This is a genomic window from Nonomuraea thailandensis (genome assembly GCF_024172165.1).
Taxonomy (GTDB): Bacteria; Actinomycetota; Actinomycetes; order Streptosporangiales; family Streptosporangiaceae; genus Nonomuraea; species Nonomuraea thailandensis.
The window spans coordinates 4,452,242-4,468,507 of the sequence record NZ_JAMZEB010000002.1 but is presented as its reverse complement, the minus strand read 5'-3'; the positions used below and the strand labels follow the sequence as shown (position 1 = coordinate 4,468,507).

The 16,266-nt window shown below is 71.7% G+C and carries 16 protein-coding genes; 7 read left to right on the top strand and 9 right to left on the bottom strand.

Features of this window, described 5'->3' with window-relative positions; genetic code table 11:
• Positions 1 to 34: 34 nt before the first annotated feature.
• The 7 genes from HD597_RS24080 to HD597_RS24050 all read right to left on the bottom strand — a co-directional run bounded on the left by HD597_RS24080 (position 35) and on the right by HD597_RS24050 (position 5,296).
• Positions 35 to 802 carry a beta/alpha barrel domain-containing protein gene (locus HD597_RS24080; RefSeq protein ID WP_253744958.1) on the bottom strand — a complete coding sequence of 256 codons (768 nt, stop codon included), beginning with the start codon at positions 800 to 802 and terminating at the stop codon, positions 35 to 37.
• Positions 803 to 929: 127 nt separating this feature from the next.
• The gene (locus HD597_RS24075) at positions 930 to 2,294 is read right to left on the bottom strand and encodes a TrpB-like pyridoxal phosphate-dependent enzyme (protein WP_253744957.1); all 1,365 of its coding nucleotides are present in this window, start codon (positions 2,292 to 2,294) and stop codon (positions 930 to 932) included.
• An 8-nt stretch (positions 2,295 to 2,302) separates the two neighbouring features.
• Positions 2,303 to 2,974, bottom strand: coding sequence for a transglutaminase-like domain-containing protein (locus HD597_RS24070; protein ID WP_253744956.1), 672 nt, complete (start codon positions 2,972 to 2,974; stop codon positions 2,303 to 2,305).
• Positions 2,971 to 4,125 (bottom strand): acyl-CoA dehydrogenase family protein, encoded by a 1,155-nt coding sequence (locus HD597_RS24065; protein ID WP_253744955.1) that lies wholly within the window; start codon positions 4,123 to 4,125, stop codon positions 2,971 to 2,973. Before HD597_RS24065 ends, HD597_RS24070 begins: the two co-directional genes overlap by 4 nt.
• Before the next feature lie 15 nt (positions 4,126 to 4,140).
• On the bottom strand, positions 4,141 to 4,515 hold the full coding sequence (locus tag HD597_RS24060; protein ID WP_253744954.1) for an ectoine synthase: 375 nt from the start codon (positions 4,513 to 4,515) through the stop codon (positions 4,141 to 4,143).
• Positions 4,512 to 4,781, bottom strand: coding sequence for an acyl carrier protein (locus HD597_RS24055; RefSeq protein WP_253744953.1), 270 nt, complete (start codon positions 4,779 to 4,781; stop codon positions 4,512 to 4,514). Before HD597_RS24055 ends, HD597_RS24060 begins: the two co-directional genes overlap by 4 nt.
• Positions 4,782 to 4,885: 104 nt before the next feature.
• Entirely contained in the window at positions 4,886 to 5,296 is a 411-nt protein-coding gene (locus HD597_RS24050) for a hypothetical protein (protein ID WP_253744952.1), read from the bottom strand.
• 252 nt (positions 5,297 to 5,548) lie between these two features.
• On the opposite strand from HD597_RS24050, the gene HD597_RS24045 reads away from it, so the two are divergent.
• From HD597_RS24045 to HD597_RS24035, 3 genes are all read left to right on the top strand, one after another.
• Positions 5,549 to 6,442: a DMT family transporter gene (locus tag HD597_RS24045; RefSeq protein ID WP_253744951.1), complete on the top strand. Its 894-nt coding sequence runs from the start codon at positions 5,549 to 5,551 to the stop codon at positions 6,440 to 6,442.
• Between the two features lie 110 nt (positions 6,443 to 6,552).
• Positions 6,553 to 8,007 (top strand): AMP-binding protein, encoded by a 1,455-nt coding sequence (locus tag HD597_RS24040; protein ID WP_253744950.1) that lies wholly within the window; start codon positions 6,553 to 6,555, stop codon positions 8,005 to 8,007.
• A gap of 63 nt (positions 8,008 to 8,070) precedes the next feature.
• Positions 8,071 to 9,384 carry a cation:proton antiporter gene (locus HD597_RS24035; RefSeq protein ID WP_253744949.1) on the top strand — a complete coding sequence of 438 codons (1,314 nt, stop codon included), beginning with the start codon at positions 8,071 to 8,073 and terminating at the stop codon, positions 9,382 to 9,384.
• 553 nt (positions 9,385 to 9,937) lie between these two features.
• Here HD597_RS24035 and HD597_RS24030 read toward each other — a convergent pair.
• Complete coding sequence (locus HD597_RS24030; protein ID WP_253744948.1) at positions 9,938 to 10,243, bottom strand: hypothetical protein; 306 nt, start codon at positions 10,241 to 10,243, stop codon at positions 9,938 to 9,940.
• A 224-nt stretch (positions 10,244 to 10,467) separates the two neighbouring features.
• Here HD597_RS24030 and HD597_RS24025 point away from each other — a divergent pair, with 224 nt between their 5' ends.
• The 4 genes from HD597_RS24025 to HD597_RS24010 all read left to right on the top strand — a co-directional run bounded on the left by HD597_RS24025 (position 10,468) and on the right by HD597_RS24010 (position 14,833).
• Positions 10,468 to 11,241, top strand: a complete 774-nt coding sequence (locus HD597_RS24025; RefSeq protein WP_253744947.1) for an alpha/beta fold hydrolase — start codon at positions 10,468 to 10,470, stop codon at positions 11,239 to 11,241.
• Between the two features lie 67 nt (positions 11,242 to 11,308).
• A complete protein-coding gene (locus HD597_RS24020) occupies positions 11,309 to 12,082 on the top strand; it encodes a thioesterase domain-containing protein (protein ID WP_253744946.1) in 774 nt (257 codons plus the stop codon).
• Between the two features lie 122 nt (positions 12,083 to 12,204).
• Entirely contained in the window at positions 12,205 to 13,260 is a 1,056-nt protein-coding gene (locus HD597_RS24015; RefSeq protein ID WP_253744945.1) for a glucose-1-phosphate thymidylyltransferase, read from the top strand.
• A gap of 25 nt (positions 13,261 to 13,285) precedes the next feature.
• Positions 13,286 to 14,833: an MFS transporter gene (locus HD597_RS24010; RefSeq protein ID WP_253744944.1), complete on the top strand. Its 1,548-nt coding sequence runs from the start codon at positions 13,286 to 13,288 to the stop codon at positions 14,831 to 14,833.
• 90 nt (positions 14,834 to 14,923) lie between these two features.
• Here HD597_RS24010 and HD597_RS24005 read toward each other — a convergent pair whose 3' ends face one another.
• Positions 14,924 to 16,126 carry an acyl-CoA dehydrogenase family protein gene (locus tag HD597_RS24005; protein WP_253744943.1) on the bottom strand — a complete coding sequence of 401 codons (1,203 nt, stop codon included), beginning with the start codon at positions 16,124 to 16,126 and terminating at the stop codon, positions 14,924 to 14,926.
• Positions 16,127 to 16,266: the final 140 nt, after the last annotated feature.

The following is a 16,266-nucleotide window of genomic DNA, read 5'->3' as shown; positions in this document are numbered from 1 at the left end:
GCCTCTTCCCCTTCCGCGGTGAACGGGCGCGTGCCTAGAGCGGGTCGCCGCCCATCGGGCCGGACCGGTGCGACAGCAGCCCGGCCCGCACCGCGTGCTTCATCGCCTCCGCGAGCAGCAGCGGCCGCTCGGCCTGCACCAGCGCGGTGTTGACCAGGACGCCCGCGGCGCCCAGCTCCATGGCCGTCACCACGTGCCGCGCGGTGCCCAGGCCGCCCTCCACGATGACCGGGAGGCCGACGCTCTCGATGACCTCGCGGATCCGGCCGGGGCCGGGGATGCCCCGGCCGGAGGCCACGGGAGCCGCCATCACCCGCAGCGCCGCGCAGCCCAGGCTCTCCAGCGCCCTGGCGGTCGGCACGTCCGGAAGAATGAACGGCAGAATGTCCAGGCCCTCCGCGCGCAGTGTCCCGGCGGCGGCGACCGTGGCCTCGTTGTCCGGCACATTGTCCGGCGACCGTACGTCGAGTTTGAGTACGTCGATGTCGTAGAAATCGCGCAACATTCGCGCCGTCCGCAACGCGCTCTCCGCGGAACGGGCGAAGGAGGTGGTGCCGATCCAGTGGAATTCGTGCTCCGGCAGCTCCTCGGCCATGTCGGTCAGGAGCAGGCTGGCCCGGCTGTTGTCGGGGTCCATCGTGGTGATGAACACGTCGCACCCGCTGGCCGCGAGGACCTCCCGGACGGCGACGGGGTCGTCGTACTGCTCGATGCCCACCAGCAGGCGGGAGCGGAAACGCCGCTCGCCCAGGACGAGCCAGGGCTCGTCCAGCTCCGTGTACGTTTCGACGGCCTGGGTCATTACCCTCATCCTTCGGTATCGACTGCCAATTGCCGTTGCACCGTCACGTTATCGCCTGGGGCGTGCGTATTATTCTTTCAAATTGCTGATGGGGGGCTCCGGCCGGAGCCCCCCATCGAATGGTGAATTACAGCGTGGCGAGCTGCGGAATGCTCGCCAGCCCCTGCTGGAACACTTCCTCGCCGGGCTCGTCGTCGGGCAGCGTGCCGTTCAGGTACTTCTCGTACGCCGCCAGGTCGAAGTGCCCGTGCCCGGACAGCGCGATGAGGATCGCCTTCGAGCGCCCCTCCTCGCGGCACCGCAGCGCCTCGTCGATGGCCGCCCTGACCGCGTGGCTGGACTCGGGCGCGGGCAGGATGCCCTCGGCGCGGGCGAACATGATCCCCGCCTCGAAGACGGCGACCTGCTTCAGCGCGACCGCCTCCATCAGACCGTTCTCCACGGCCCTGCTGATCAGCGGCGAGCTGTCGTGCGCCCGCAGCCCGCCGGCGTGCACCGGCGGCGGTACGAACCGGTGGCCCAGCGTGTGCATCCGCGACAGCGGGGTGAGCCGCGCCGCGTCGGAGTGGTCGTAGGCGATCCGGCCCCGGGTCAGGGTGGGGCAGGCGACCGGCTCGGCGGCGATGAGCCGGATGTCGCGGCCGGTGCGCAGCTTGTCCCGCAGGAACGGGAAGCACATCCCGGCCAGCGTGCTGCCGCCGCCGCACGGGCCGACCACGATGTCGGGGTAGTCGTCGGCGAGCGCCATCTGGGCGATCGCCTCCTGGCCGATGACGGTCTGGTGGGCGCACACGTGGTTCAGCGAGCTGCCGCGCGTGTAGCCCAGCTCGGGGTTGGCCCAGGCCACCTCCATCGCCTCGGACTTGGCGATGCCCAGGCTCCCCGGGTGGTCCGGGTCCTCCGCCAGGATCGCCCTTCCCGCCGCCGTCTCGGTGCTGGGGCTGGCCGAGCAGACGGCGCCGTACGACTCCATCAGCGCCCGCCGGTACGGCTTCTGCCGGAAGCTGACCCCGACCATGAACACCTTCGCGGTCATCCCGAACATCGCGGCGGCCGACGCGATCGCGGTGCCCCACTGGCCCGCGCCGGTCTCCGTGACCAGGCCGGTCCGCCCGGCCTGCTTGTTGTAGTACGCCTGCGGGACCGCCGAGTTGGGCTTGAGGCTGCCGCTCGGCGCGACGCCCTCGTACTTGTAGTAGATGCGGGCCGGGGTGTCCAGGACCTGCTCCAGCCGGCGGGCCCGGTACATCGGGGTCGGGCGCCACTGACGGTAGATGTCGCGGACGGGGCCGGGGATCTCGAACTCCGGCTCGGTGCTGAGCTCCTGCTCGATCAGCGGCTCCGCCATCGACTTGGCGAGCTCCGCCAGGCTGACCGGCTCACCCGTCGCCGGGTCCAGGATGGGCGCCGCGGCCCCGAAGTCGGCGGCGATGTTGAGCCAGGAGTAGGGGATGTCGTCCTCGGACAGGGTGTACTTGACGCGCTCGTTCAAGGGGAACCTCACACGATCGAGATCTGGGCACTCGCCTCGGCTGTCAGCGAGCCCTTCACGGTTTGGTCGTGGCCGTCCAGCAGCCGGGGGTGCTCCGTCCTGAACGCGTCCAGGACCAGCTCGTACGGGAAGTCGTCGAACTCCCCGTGCCATCGCAGGAACTCCATGTGCCGCCGGCCGGACTCGTCGAACGGGTGGTAGACGCTGTCGGCGGTGCCGTCGAACTCCAGCGGCTTGAGCCGGTACAGCCGGCAGAGGGTCTTGTTGAACACCGGGGTCGCCTTCACCCAGCGGCCGTCCAGCAGGATCGAGACCAGGCCGTGGAAGCGGAACACGTCGCCGCCGACGAGCTCCTTGAGCCGCCCGGAGGCCAGATGGTTGCGCACGTCGGCGAAGACCAGCCTGGCCGGGATGCCCAGCGCCCGGGCGGCCGCGGCGTACACGATCGACTTGTGCAGGCAGAAGCCGCTGCCGCGGGAGATGATCGTGCTGGCCCGCAGCCCGTCGCGGGACATGTCGATGTCGTAGACGTCGTAGAGGATGTCGTCCCGGACCGCGTAGTAGAGCCGCACCGCCCGGTCGGCGGGGGTCTCGGCGCCGGCGGCGGCGCGCGCGGCGAAGTCCCGCACCACGGGGTGGCCGGCGTCCAGGAACGCGGTGGCGGCCAGGTCAGCGGTCATGTCTGTGACTCCTTCAGGCCGAGCATCCGCGCGATGCGGATCCGTTGCATCTGCGTGGTGCCGGAGTAGATGGTGCCGCCGACCGCGTCCCGCAGGTCCTTCTCCAGGCCGGTCTCGGTCAGGTAGCCGCGCCCGCCGAAGATCTGCACGGCGGACAGCGCCGACTTCACGTTCGCCTCGCTGGCCAGCACCTTCGCGATCGCGATGTCCGTGGTGACGTCCCTGCCGCGCACGAACCCCTCCGCCGCGTCGTACAGCCAGCGCCGGGAGGTCTCCACCCCGATCTTCATGTCCACGATCTGGTCGGCGATCATCTGGAAGGAGCCGATGGGCCGGCCGAACTGGCGGCGCCGCGTGGCGTGCTCGACGCACCGGTCCAGCCGGTGCTGCATCGCCCCGACCTGGACGATGAACGAGCACAGGATCTCCCACCGCATCACGTGGTCCAGCACCGCGAAGCCCATGCCGGGCCGGCCCAGCACGTTCGCCGCCGGGATCCGGCAGCCGCGCAGGGACAACTCGCCGAGGGGGGAGGTGCGCAGGCCCATCTTCGGCACGTCCGGGCCGGTCAGCAGGCCCTCGGTGCCGCGCTCCACCAGGAACGCGGTCAGGCCGAACGGGCCCAGGCTCGCGTCGGTCAGCGCGTACACCACGATCAGGTCGGCGACCGGGCCGTTGGTCACGAAGACCTTGTCCCCGTCGAGGATCCAGTCGTCGCCGTCGGGCTTGGCCGTCATGCCCATGCCCAGCACGTCGGACCCGCCGCGCGGGTCGGTGATGGCGTGCGCGGTGATCGTGCCCCCCTCGCAGATCCCCGGCAGGTGGCGGGCCTTCAGCTCGGCGCTGCCGAAGCGTTGCAGCGGGATCCCGGCGCTGACGATCTGCGTGCAGATCGAGAAGCACAGGCCCCCGTCCCGGCAGCCCTCGCCCAGCCCCTCCAGGACGTACATGGTGCTGAGCAGGTCGAGCCCGCGGCCGCCCCACTCGGCGTGGAACGGCAGCCGCAGCAGCCCCGAGGCGCGCACCTGCTCCCACGCGCGCGCCGGCAGCCCGGCGTCCCTGTCGGCTTCGAGGTGGCCCTCGGCCAGCGTTGCGTACCAGTGCGCGAACTCGGATCTGAGCTCGCGGTGCTCTTCGCTCCACTCGTACATGCGAGATCAGATCCGTCAGTAGCAGGAGAACGCGGCCTCGTCGAGCGCGTGGCGCTCGTCGCCGCGCAGCGCGGGCGAGAAGACGCAGATCAGGCGCAGGTCCTCGCCGGGCGCTGCGATCAGGTGGTGCGGGTCGTTCTGGTCGAGCGCGTACATGGTGCCCGGCTCGAGGTCGTGCGTGCGGCCGTCGGAGTCGACCACCGCGCCCGTGCCGCTGATGCAGTAGCAGGCCTCGAGGTGCTTGCGGTACTCCAGGGGGGAGCTGGTCCCGGCCCAGACGGTCGTGTCGGTGAGCGTGTAGCCCATGCCGTCGTCCTCGACCAGGAAACGGTGGCTGAGCCCGTTCCCCCACTCGACCGGCTCCACGTCGGAAATCTTGCGAATGATCATTTGAATGTCCGTTCTGCTGCTGCCGGCAGGGCTGACTCGACGAAATCGCGAATGGCCGCCACGGTGCGGAAGTTCTCCGGGACGATGTCGAGCTCGTCGACGGGGATGCCGAAATGATCCTTCAGCCAGGAAATGAGCCTCAGCAGATCGAGGCTGTTCACCACCCCGTTGCGGAAAAGGTCGTAGTCGACCTCGAGCTCGTCGGGCGGAGTATCCGGAAGATACTCGGCCACCACGAATTCTCTGATCACCTTTGTGATGTCCACAAAACGCAGCATCACCGCTGGGCGCAGATGGGCGCATCTTTCAGAGTGCGCGGTGCCGGACGGTCGCCCGGCACCGCGCGCCGGCAGCGAACGGCGGAACGGGGCTAGGCCTTGACCATGGTCGACTGAAAGCCGCCACCCGGCCATTCCCAGGCCCCTGAGTTGGAGCTGCGGTCCTCGTTGAACGTGCCGACGAAACGGGCGGGGGAGCCCGGGTCGCCGTACCAGATGGTCAGGGTGTCGCCCGTCACCTCCCAGGTGTACTTGAGGATCTCGTGGGACTGGCCGAACAGGTGCGACTTGAGCGTGCCGGTCTCCGGGTCGTAGCCGATGTACTCCACCGACCTGCTGACGCCCAGGTCGACGTGCTGGATCAGGTAGAAGCCGCCCTCCAGCCACTCGAACCTGACGGTGCCCTGGTCGGTCTCCTTTCCGTCGTCGTAGTTCGTCACCTTCCAGGTGCCGACGAGAACGTCGAGCTGCCGCATCGCGGGATTCGGGGTTTTGTCGGCCATTGCGCATTCCTCCGTTTTTGATGACGTGGTGTGGCGTGGACCTCGGGCCAGATCGTACACTGCCACCGGATGGCCGCCAAATACCTGCGTAATGACGATCCTGACCGCTCTTCGCAAACAAAGTCAAGTGTGTTGTCGGCGCGAAAGTGAGCACGTTGGAAGAAGACCCGGGGCGGCGGTCGTGCTAGTACTCGGAAGAAGTGCCTGCCCGCAGGAATTCGCTGACGAGGTGAATTCCGGAAGGAGTTGCGTATGAGCCGCCGTGGCTGGGTGCTGTTCGCCCTGATTTCTGTCATGTGGGGTATTCCCTACCTGCTGATCAAGGTCGCGGTGAGCGAGGTGCCGGTGCCCGTGCTGGTCTTCGCCCGCACCGCCATCGGCGCCGCGATGCTCCTGCCCCTGGCGCTGCGCGGCGGGCAGCTCGGGATGCTCCGGCGGCACTGGCGGCCCGTCATCGCGTTCGCCTTCCTGGAGATCCTCGCGCCCTGGTGGCTGCTGTCCGACGCCGAGCGCCAGCTGTCCAGCTCGACCGCCGGGCTGCTGATCGCCGCCGCGCCGATCCTCGGCGTGCTGCTGGCCCGGATGACCGGCGACGAGGAGCGGCTCGGCAGGGCCCGCTGGGCCGGGCTGGCCCTCGGCCTGGTCGGCGCCGCCGTGCTGGCCCTGCCGCACCTGGAGGGCGGGGACGCCTGGTCGATCACCGAGGTGCTGCTGACCGTGCTCTCCTACGCGCTCGCCCCGCTGATCGCCGACCGCTACCTGCGTGACGTGCCCACCATCCCGCTGACCGCGGGCTGCCTGGCCTTCGCCGCGCTCGTCTACGCCCCCGCCGCCGCCTGGACCTGGCCCGCCGTCATGCCCAGCGGCGCGGTGCTGGCCGCGATCCTCGGGCTGGGGGTGCTCTGCACGGGGCTGGCGTTCGTGGTGTACGTCGAGCTCATCAAGGAGGCCGGCCCGTCGCGCGCGCTGGTGTCCACGTACGTCAACCCGGCCGTGGCGATCGCCGCCGGGGTGCTCGTCCTCCAGGAGCCGCTGACCGCGCTGATCGTCGTCTCCTTCGTGCTGATCCTGGCCGGCTCCGTCCTGGCCACCCGGGCCGAGGGCGAGGCCGCCCCGGCCAGGGAGCTGGAGGACGCGCGGTCCTGACGGCAGGAAGCTGCCGATCACCGGCACGTAGCTGACGCCGATCCTCCTGGTTACCAGGTCGCCCATCGAACAGGCTCGTGGGTATCCACCACTACCGATGGGCGACCTTCATGACAGCTGACCTGCTTTCCGGATTCATCGCTCGGACGAAGACCGACCCCGCCGCGCCCGCGCTGCTGACCCGCGCCGGGACCGTCGCCTACGGCGAGCTCGCCGCGCTCGCCGGGCGCGCCCAGGCGGAGCTGACCACCCTTCCACCCGGGCCCGTCGCGGTGCTCGCCCAGAAGTCCCCGCAGGCGATCGCGCTCGTGCTGGCCTGCCTGGCCGCCGGCCGCCCGGTGCTGCTCCCGCCGATCGACCTGGGCCCGGTCGCGCTGCGCGAGCTGTGCGAGCGGGCCGGCTGCGAGCAGGTGCTGGCCGCCGACGCCGAACAGGCCGCCGAGCACCCGGACCTCGTCACCCGGGTGATCGCCGGCGACTCCGACGGCCCGCCGCTGCCCCAGCCCGCACCCGTCACCGCCGCGCACACCGCCTTCATCCTCACCACCTCCGGCTCGACCGGGACGCCGAAACTCGTCCCGCTCTCCTCCGGCGCGGTGACCCGCTTCACGGACTGGGCCGGCGACGCCTTCGGCCTGGGGCCCGGCGAGGTGGTGCTCAACTACGCGCCGCTCAACTTCGACCTGTGCCTGCTCGACATCTGGGCCACGCTGCGGCACGGCGGCTGCGTCGCGCTGGTCGACCCCGCGGTGGCCGCCAACCCGCGGCACGTCCGCGACTTCTTCGCCGCCTCCCAGGTGACCGTGGTCCAGGGCGTGCCCATGCTCTACCAGCTGCTGGGCGAGGGGGAGTTCCCCCGCGTCCGGCACGTCATCGTCACCGGCGACCACGCGCCGGCGCCGGTCCGCGCCGCCCTGCCGCAGAGGTTCCCGAACGCCCGCTACTACAACGTGTACGGCTGCACCGAGACCAACGACAGCTTCTGGCACGAGTTCGACGCGGCCGAGGCCGCCGCGCCCGGACCCCTGCCCATCGGCGAACCCTTGCCCGGCGTCGTCGCCGTGTACGAGCACTCGCCCGACCCGCAGCGGGCGGGAACCGCCGAGCTCCTGGTCCGGACCCCGTTCCAGACCACCGGCTACCTGAGCGCCGATCCCGGCACGCCGGCCGCCCGGTTCGTCACCGGTGCCGACGGGCGCGCCTACTTCCGCACCGGCGATCTGGTCCGCCGCGACCCCGACGGCCGGCTGTTCCTGGTCGGCCGCGACGACTTCCAGCTCAAGGTGCGCGGCGTCCGGGTCAATCCCGAGCAGATCGAGCGCGTCCTGCTGGAGCACGACGACGTCGTCGAGGCCGTCGTCGTCCCGGCACGCGACGGGGGCGAGGTCCGGCTCACCGCGTTCGTCCGCAGGGCGCACACCAGCGGGCTGTCGGGCCTGCGCCTGCGCGCGCACTGCGCGACCCGGCTGCCGCGGGCGGCCATCCCGTCGGCCATCCGGCTGGTCGAGCACCCGTTCCCGCGTACCTCCACCGGCAAGGTGGACCGCAAGCGCATCGCCGCCTGATCCGGGCGCCGCGACCCCGCGGCGCCACCTTTCCCGATCATCTGCGTTCACTGAGGAGAAGACATGGTTCCCGTTGCCCCCATCGGCGCCCACCAGTTACTGATCTTCCTGCTCCAGGTCGGCTCGTTGCTGCTCCTGGCGCTCGCGCTGGGCTCGCTCGCGACCCGGTTGAGAATGCCCTCCGTGGTCGGTGAGCTGCTCGCCGGCGTGCTGGTGGGGCCGTCGCTGCTGGCGCACCTCGCGCCGGACTTCCAGCAGTGGCTGTTCCCCTCGCAGGCCGGCCAGTTCCACCTGCTCGACGCGGTCGGGCAGCTCGGCGTGATCCTGCTCGTCGGGCTGACCGGCATGCACATGGACATGGGGCTGGTCCGCAGGCGCGCGGGGACGGCGGCGGGAGTCAGCGTGGGCGGGCTCGTGGTGCCGCTCGGCTTCGGCGTCGCGGCCGGGTTCCTCGTACCGGGATCCCTGATCCCCGACGGGGCCGACAGCACGGTCTTCGCGCTGTTCCTCGGGGTGGCCATGTGCGTCAGCGCCATTCCCGTGCTGGCCAAGACGCTGATGGACATGAAGCTCATCCACCGCAACGTCGGCCAGCTCTCGCTCACCGCGGGGATGATCGACGACGCGTTCGGCTGGTTCATGTTGTCCATCGTCAGCGCCATGGCCGTGCACGCGGCGTCGGCGGGGACCGTGCTGACGTCCCTGGCCTGCCTCGTGGCGATCGTCGTGTTCGCGCTCACCGTCGGCAGGCCGCTGGTGCGCGGCTCGCTCCGGCTGGCCGCCAGGTCCGAGGGGGCCGGGCCCACGGTGGCGACCACGGTCGTGCTCATCGTGCTCGCGGGGGCGGCCACGCACGCCCTCGGGCTGGAGGCGGTCTTCGGCGCGTTCGTGATGGGCATCCTCATCGGCAGCGCCGGCAAGGTGGACGCCGCCAAGCTCGCGCCCCTGCGCACCGTGGTGCTGGGCGCGCTCGCCCCCGTCTTCTTCGCCACGGCGGGCCTGCGCATGGACCTGACCGCGCTGGGCGAGCCGCCGGTGCTGCTGGCCGGGCTGGCGATCCTGGCCATCGCCATCGTGGGCAAGTTCCTCGGCGTGTACGCGGGCGCCAAGCTGAGCAGGCTCAACCGGTGGGAGGCGCTCGCCCTGGGGGCCGGGCTCAACGCGCGCGGCGTCATCGAGGTCGTGGTGGCGATGGTGGGCCTGCGGCTCGGCATCCTGAGCGTCGAGGTCTACACCATGATCATCCTGGTGGCGGTCGTCACCTCGGTCATGGCGCCGCCCATCCTGCGCCTGGCCATGGCCCGGGTCGAGCGGACCGCCGACGAGGAGCTGCGCGAGACGGCCTATCGGGCCTGGGAGAAGCAGCCGTCGGCGTGACCGCGCGTGACGAGGACACCGTCCGGGCCGTGGCCGGACGGTGTCCTCGTTTGACGAAGCCCGGGCCGACGGACATGCCGACGGCATCGATCTCCAGGACGGGCAGGAGCCCGGCGAGGACGCCGGTGCGTGCCGCCCATCGTCGGGCCGGCCATCGGCCGTCGCGGAGCCGGCCGCTGCGTCGTGGACGGGGACGCATCGCCATCCGCCGGGCGAGCCTCGTGCGGAAGGCCGGAGTTCGCCGGCGTGGGCGCCTCGCGTGGTCGGGGATGGGTTTCCCCCTTACCGGCCGGTCCTGGGGGGTGGATGGCTGCATGATGGTGTCATGCGCTCGAACCGGGGAGGCCCGGCCGTGACCGGCCGCCGTGTGCGGCGGCGGCACCGCCGGGCCCTGCCCGTCTCGCCGGACGACAAATCGCGGCTGGATGACAATCCGCGCCGCACGCACAAAAACGAAGACCCCCGCGGCCGCCGCGGGGGTCTTTCCGTGGTTCTCGTCTTTTGTCGCTCCTTTCATCGTCAATGGCCGGCACAATTTCAAGGGCTCTCCTTCCTAGGCGGACGGCCAGGTGTTGTCGGGGTCGGTGACGGGGGCCGGCCAGGTGTTGCCAGGGGTGGTGGCGGGCGCCGGCCAGGTGTTCGGGTCCGGGAGGGCGACCACCTTCGGCCAGGTGTTGCCGGGGACGGCGGCGGGGACCGGCCAGGTGTTCGGGTCGGCCAGCACCGAGCCGGCCGCCCGGTCCGCAACCAGGTCCAGCGCGCCGGCGCCCAATCCGAAAGCCGCGCCGAAGGTCGCAACAGCCGCCGCAAGCTTGACAATCCTGCCGGAAATCCGCGGGGAGAGAATCGCGTTCGTCATTTCACTGCCTCTTTCTCAGTCATTTGTTTTTCGGAGCCGTTCTCGCTTGCACTTCCAACTTTGCGATCCCGGCGGCCGGCAAACCAGATGAAACCGAGTCAGCAAGCTGCAGGCGCGTTGCACCTTCCTGCCACGCGCCCCCGTGGAGCGCCGCCCCGGCCGGCCCGACAGTGAGAGGACAGGCATTGACGTGACCTGAACGCGGTTGGTGAATGGAGAGCGCCATGAAGAGACAGATCGTCCTCGTGCCCGGCCCGTGGAGCGCAGCCTGGTGCTGGGAGGCGGTGCAGGAGCGCCTGCGCGGGCACGGCCACGACGCGCAGGCCGTCACCTTGCCCGGGCTCGCCAGCGCCAGGGAGGACGTCTCGCACGTAGGCCTGGAGACGCACGTGGAGAGTGTCATGGCGGTGCTGGAGGAGCGGGACCTGCGTGACGTGGTGCTGGCCGGGCACAGCTATTCGGGCCTGGTGGTCGGCCAGGTCGCCGACCGGGCGCCCGACCGGGTGGCGCACACGGTGTTCATCGAGGGGTTCCTGCCGCATGACGGCAGGTCGATGTTGCACGCCTTTCCCGAGCGGGTGCGTGACAGCGAGTTGCGGCAGATCGCCGACGGCGGAGGCCGGTGGCCGGCCCCCGACGCCGCCGTGGTGGGCGACGGGCAGGGGCTGAGCGCGCGGCAGGCGCACTCGCTCGCGCGGCGTTTCGTGGGACACCCCGGCCGCACCCTGACCGACCCCGCCAAGATGAACCGGCCGCTCGCCGACCAGCGTGCCACGTACGTCGTCTGCTCCATGGAGCACGTGGGCGGGCGCCTCGCCCCCGACGTGGAGGCCATGCGCCTGGCGCCCACCTGGGACTTCGAGACCCTGCACACCGGGCACTGGCCGATGATCTCCACGCCGGGGCCGCTGGCCGGCCTGCTGGCCAGGATCGCCGACGGCGCCGCCGCCGTGCCGGGGGCGGCGGGGGAGCGGCGGCGTACGCATGAGGACGCGTGAGCGGCGGAGGGAAGCGGCGCATGTTCGAGGGTGCGCGGGTGGCGGGGCGGGCGCACACTGGCCGCTCATGAACACCGATGTGCTGCTGCCGCTGCGGACGACCGGCTCCGGCGTGCCGCTGTTCTGCGTCCACCCCCTGTCGGGGCTCGGCTGGTGCTACGCGGGCCTGGTGCCCTACCTGGGCCGGCGTCCCCTCTACTGCCTGCAGGCGCGGCGGCGGCCACCCGCACCCGACCTGCCCGCGATCGTGGCCGGCTACATCGCCCGGATCCGCGAGGTGCGGCCGGCCGGGCCGTACCAGCTCATGGGATGGTCGGCGGGCGGCAGCATCGCGCACGCGGTGGCGTGCGGGCTGCAGCGGGAGGGGGCGGACGTCGGCTTCCTCGGGCTGCTCGACTCCTTCCCGAGCACGGGGCGGGACCCGCACCCGGTGGATCCCGAGCGTGACAGGCTGGACCTCGCCCGCACGATCGCGAGCGACCTGGGCGCCCACCCCGGCCCGGACGACCCGGAGGGCGACGCGGCGTCCGTGCTGCGGCGGCTGGCCCGTGACAGCGGCCTGGGCGAGCGGCTGCTGACGGAGCTCGTGGAGACCGCGCTCGGCACCCGCGCCGCCGTACGGAGCGCGCTGCCCGGCACCTTCCGCGGTGACGTGCTCCACCTGGAGGCGGCCAGGGAGAGCAGGGGCACCCTGACCCCGCGGGCCTGGGCGCGTCACATCGACGGCCGGCTGGACGTGCGCCGCGTCGACTGCCGGCACGTGGACATGATGCGGCCGGGCCCCCTCAGCGTCATCGGGCCCATCCTCGCCGCCGAGCTGGCCTGCCGAGGGCCGGGCTGACCCCGCCGAGGGCCGGGCTGACCTGCCGGGGGCCCGGGCTGACCTGCTGAGAGGCGCCACCACCGGTCATCCAGCACGGTCAGAGATGCTGCCGGGACCCCGGCGTTGGGATTCTGGCCACCATGAAGGCTCTGGTGCTGTCCGGCGGGTCAGGCACCCGCATGCGCCCCCTGAGCCACTCCATGCCGAAGCAGCTCATCCCGATCGCGAACAAGCCGGTCCTTGAGCACGTGCTGGAGAGCCTGCGCGAGCTGGGCGTGACCGAGATCGGTCTCGTCGTCGGCGACAGGCAGGCGCAGATCGCCGAGGTCGTCGGCGACGGCTCTAGGTTCGGGGCGCGCGTCACCTACATCCGCCAGCCCAGGCCACTGGGGCTGGCGCACTGCGTCAAGCTCGCCCGAGGCTTCCTCGGCGACGACGACTTCGTCATGTATCTCGGCGACTGCGTGCTGGCCGGCGGGATCGGGCCGATCGCCGAGGAGTTCCGCGCCCTGCGCCCCGCCGCGCAGCTCGTGGTGCGCCGGGTGGCCGACCCCCGCGCGTTCGGCGTGGCCGAGCTCGACGCGGCGGGCGCCGTTCTGCGCGTGACGGAGAAACCGGAACGGCCCGCCAGCGACCTGGTGATGGTCGGCGTCTACTTCTTCACCGCCGCCGTCCACGAGGCCGTCGAGCGCATCGCGCCGGGACGGCGCGGCGAGCTGGAGATCACCGACGCCGTCCAGTGGATGGTCGACCACCGCCTGGAGGTGCGGGCGAGCGTGTACGACGGGTACTGGACCGACGCCGGCCGGGTGGACGACGTCCTCGACTGCAACCGCAGGATGCTGGCCACGCAGGCGCGCGGCATCGCCGGCCACCTCGACGGGCTCAGCGACGTGCGCGGCGAGGTGGTCATCGAGCCCGGCGCGCGCATCGTCGCCTCCACGATCGAGGGGCCGGCGATCATCGGCGCGGACACCCTCATCGAGGACAGCCACGTCGGCCCCAACACCTCCATCGGCACGGGCTGCGTGGTGCGGGCCACCCGCATCGCCGACTCCATCGTGCTCCACGGCGCCTCCATCGAGGAGGCCAGCCTGCGCGGCTCGCTCATCGGGCGTTTCACCACCGTGGCGCCGGGACGGGCGCATCACCGGCTCGTGGTGGGCGACCACACCCGGATCGAGCTGACCACCTGACCGGCAAGAGATGAGGAGTGAGGACGTGACCCACGACGGCGCCCCGCGCGCGGGGCGGAAGCAATGGATGGGGCTGGCTGCGCTGGCCCTGCCCACCATGCTCGTGTCGCTGGACATCAGCGTGCTGTTCCTGGCGTTGCCGCACCTGAGCGTCGACCTGGGCGCGGACGCCACGCAGCAGCTCTGGATCACCGACATCTACGGCTTCATGACCGCGGGCTTCCTGGTCACCATGGGCTCGCTGGGCGACAGGATCGGCAGGCGCAGGCTGCTGCTGGTCGGCGGGGCGGCCTTCGGCGTCGTCTCCCTGGTGGCGGCCATGTCGACCAGCCCGGAGATGCTGATCGTGTGCCGGGCGCTGCTCGGGATCGCCGGGGCGACGCTGCTGCCGTCGACGTTGTCGCTGATCGGCGTCATGTTCCGCGACCCCAAGCAGTTCGGGCAGGCCATGGCGGTGTGGGGGACCGCGTTCATGGTCGGCATCGCGCTCGGCCCCGCCGTCGGCGGCGCGCTGCTCGAACGGTTCTGGTGGGGCTCGGTCTTCGTGATGGGCGTGCCGGTGATGCTGCTGCTGATCGCGGCGCTGCCGCTGCTGCCGGAGTACCGCGACCCGGACGGCGGGCGGCTGGACCTGCTCAGCGTCGTGCTGTCGCTGGGCGCGATCCTGCCGCTGATCTACGGGCTGAAGGCCGTGGCGCGGGACGGCTGGGCGCCGGGGCCGCTGGTCGCGATCGCCGCGGGGCTGGTCGTGGGCGCGGTGTTCGTGCGCAGGCAGCGGGCGCTGGAGCATCCGCTGTTCGACCTGCGCCTGTTCCGCCATCGGGCCTTCACCGCCGCGGTGCTGATCGGGATGTTGTGCGGCTCGCTGCAGACGGGCACGGGCATGGAGGTCGCGCTGTTCCTGCAGACCGTGGAGGGGCTGTCGCCGCTGGTCGCCGGGCTGTGGCTGCTGATCCCCTCGCTGGTGCTGATCGTCTCCATCAACCTCACGCCGAGGGTGGCGGCCAAGGTGCGGCCGGGGTACGTGCTGGGCGGCGGCATGCTCATCGCCGTGCTCGGCCAGCTCCTCATCACCCAGGTGGCGGTCGGCGCCGTGACGCTGCTGATCGTGTTCCTGTCCGTGTGCTACTTCGGCGTCGGCCCGGTGGGCGGGCTGGTCAACCAGGTGGCCATGGCCAGCAGCCCGCCGGAGAAGGCGGGCTCGGCCGCGTCCATGGTGGCCACGGGCGGCGAGTTCGGCGTGGCGCTCGGCATCGCGACGCTGGGCACGCTCGGCACCGCCGTCTACCGCAGCGAGCTGGTCCTGCCGGCGGGCGCGCCGGCGGTGGCCGGTGACAGCATCAACGGCGCCGTCGGCGCCGCGTCGGGGCTGCCCGCCGCCCAGGCCACGGAGCTGCTGGACGCCGCGCGCGCGGCCTTCACCACGGGGCTGCACGCGGTCGGCGCGGTCAACGCCGTCCTGTTCGCCGGGCTCGCGCTGCTGGCCTTCACCCGGCTCCGCCACCTGGCTCCGTTCGCCGGTCACCACCATCCCGAGCCGGAGCAGGAGCAGGAGCCCGCACTCACAGGCTGACCACACCGGGTACGGAGCAGGCCGACCGCACCACGTACCGGAGGGGGCCCGCCCCGGCAGGGCGGGCCCCCTCCTTCCGCGGGCCGCGTGTCAGCCGAGGCCGAAGTGGGCGCGGGCCAGCTCCCGGTTGGCGACCGTGGACAGGAAGATGGCGAAGCCGGCGTGGCTGTGCAGCGTGGACATGTCACGCCAGATCCGCTCGATCCGCTCACCGTTGCGCACCGCGCTGGACCCCGCGGTCGGGAACAGGCAGCGCTCCACCGCGCGCCACGACAGCCGGGCGATCTCCCTGCTGATCGTGGCGATCCGCAGGTCGCGCTCCCTGGTGAACGAGCCCTCGGCGCAGGCCCGCTGCCACTGCCGGATGGCGTCCGACCAGGCCGCCTCCGCGGTGGCGAGGAGCCCGGCGGCCTCGCCGTACCAGAACTGGTAGTCGGGGTCCTCGGCCCGCAGCGAGAACGGCGGGAACACCGTCGTCCTGACCCGCATCAGGTCCTCGTAGGCGTCCAGCGCGCCCTGGGCCATGCCCAGCATGACGGTGGCGCTGTCCAGCAGCATGAAGCTGAGCGGCCCGCCGCCGTACTCCGGGTTGCCGTGCAGGGACAGGCCCGGCGTGCCGCCCGCCACCGACGTCTGGCTCAGGTGCAGGGGCAGCGTGTAGTGGCCGGGGATCGGGGCGTGCTCGAAGACGACGCTGTGCGAGCCGCTGCCCTTGAGGCCGAGCTGGTTGCCCCAGTCGTCCAGCCGGCGCCACCGCTCGCGCGGCGCCACGAACAGCATGGGCGCGCCGTCCACGACCACGTGACCCATGAAGTGGGTGGCGTAGGGGGCGCCCGAGCAGTAGTTCCACGTTCCGTCGAGGATCCACTGGCCGTCCGGGCCGCGCGTCGCGGCGCCGCTGGGCGCCACGGTGGCGGGGCAGACGAAGTCGCCGGTGGCGAACAGCTCGGCCTGCGCGCGCTCGCCGAACAGGGTGGCGACCGCCAGCGCGTGCGCCGTTCCCAGCGAGTACATCCATCCGGTCGAGGGGCAGCCCCGCGCCAGCGCCATCGACACGCGCAGGAACGTCTCCACGCCGAACTCGTAGCCGCCGAAGCGGCGCGGCACCAGGATGCGGTAGAAGCCGGCCTGCGCGAACGCCTCGTGGGTGTCGCGCGCGTAGTAGGTGCGCTGCTCGGTCTCGGCCTGCCGCGCGACCAGGGCGGGCACCATGGCCTGCGCGCGCGCGACGATCACGTCGGGGGTGAGAGCGGGCTCGGGCGGAGCTCCGGGGGCATGAGTGACGGCTGTCATGCTGCGCGAACCCTTCGTCTCGGGTTTTTCCCCAGCGTCGCCCCCGTGCCGCCCGCCCCGCATCTCCTGGCGTGCCACGCAATCACGCACGTCAGGAGATGCGCACGTCAGCGTCCGAATGGGACGTTCAGGTGGGCAGT

Excerpts from the sequence above, each read along its gene's own strand:
- HD597_RS24050 (WP_253744952.1), bottom strand. The coding sequence starts at position 5,296 with ATGGCCGACAAAACCCCGAATCCCGCGATGCGGCAGCTCGACGTTCTC.
- HD597_RS24025 (WP_253744947.1), top strand. The coding sequence starts at position 10,468 with ATGAAGAGACAGATCGTCCTCGTGCCCGGCCCGTGGAGCGCAGCCTGG.
- HD597_RS24030 (WP_253744948.1), bottom strand. The coding sequence starts at position 10,243 with ATGACGAACGCGATTCTCTCCCCGCGGATTTCCGGCAGGATTGTCAAG.
- HD597_RS24070 (WP_253744956.1), bottom strand. The coding sequence starts at position 2,974 with ATGACCGCTGACCTGGCCGCCACCGCGTTCCTGGACGCCGGCCACCCC.
- HD597_RS24005 (WP_253744943.1), bottom strand. The coding sequence starts at position 16,126 with ATGACAGCCGTCACTCATGCCCCCGGAGCTCCGCCCGAGCCCGCTCTC.
- HD597_RS24040 (WP_253744950.1), top strand. The coding sequence starts at position 6,553 with ATGACAGCTGACCTGCTTTCCGGATTCATCGCTCGGACGAAGACCGAC.
- HD597_RS24045 (WP_253744951.1), top strand. The coding sequence starts at position 5,549 with ATGAGCCGCCGTGGCTGGGTGCTGTTCGCCCTGATTTCTGTCATGTGG.
- HD597_RS24015 (WP_253744945.1), top strand. The coding sequence starts at position 12,205 with ATGAAGGCTCTGGTGCTGTCCGGCGGGTCAGGCACCCGCATGCGCCCC.
- HD597_RS24020 (WP_253744946.1), top strand. The coding sequence starts at position 11,309 with ATGAACACCGATGTGCTGCTGCCGCTGCGGACGACCGGCTCCGGCGTG.
- HD597_RS24080 (WP_253744958.1), bottom strand. The coding sequence starts at position 802 with ATGACCCAGGCCGTCGAAACGTACACGGAGCTGGACGAGCCCTGGCTC.
- HD597_RS24065 (WP_253744955.1), bottom strand. The coding sequence starts at position 4,125 with ATGTACGAGTGGAGCGAAGAGCACCGCGAGCTCAGATCCGAGTTCGCG.
- HD597_RS24060 (WP_253744954.1), bottom strand. The coding sequence starts at position 4,515 with ATGATCATTCGCAAGATTTCCGACGTGGAGCCGGTCGAGTGGGGGAAC.
- HD597_RS24035 (WP_253744949.1), top strand. The coding sequence starts at position 8,071 with ATGGTTCCCGTTGCCCCCATCGGCGCCCACCAGTTACTGATCTTCCTG.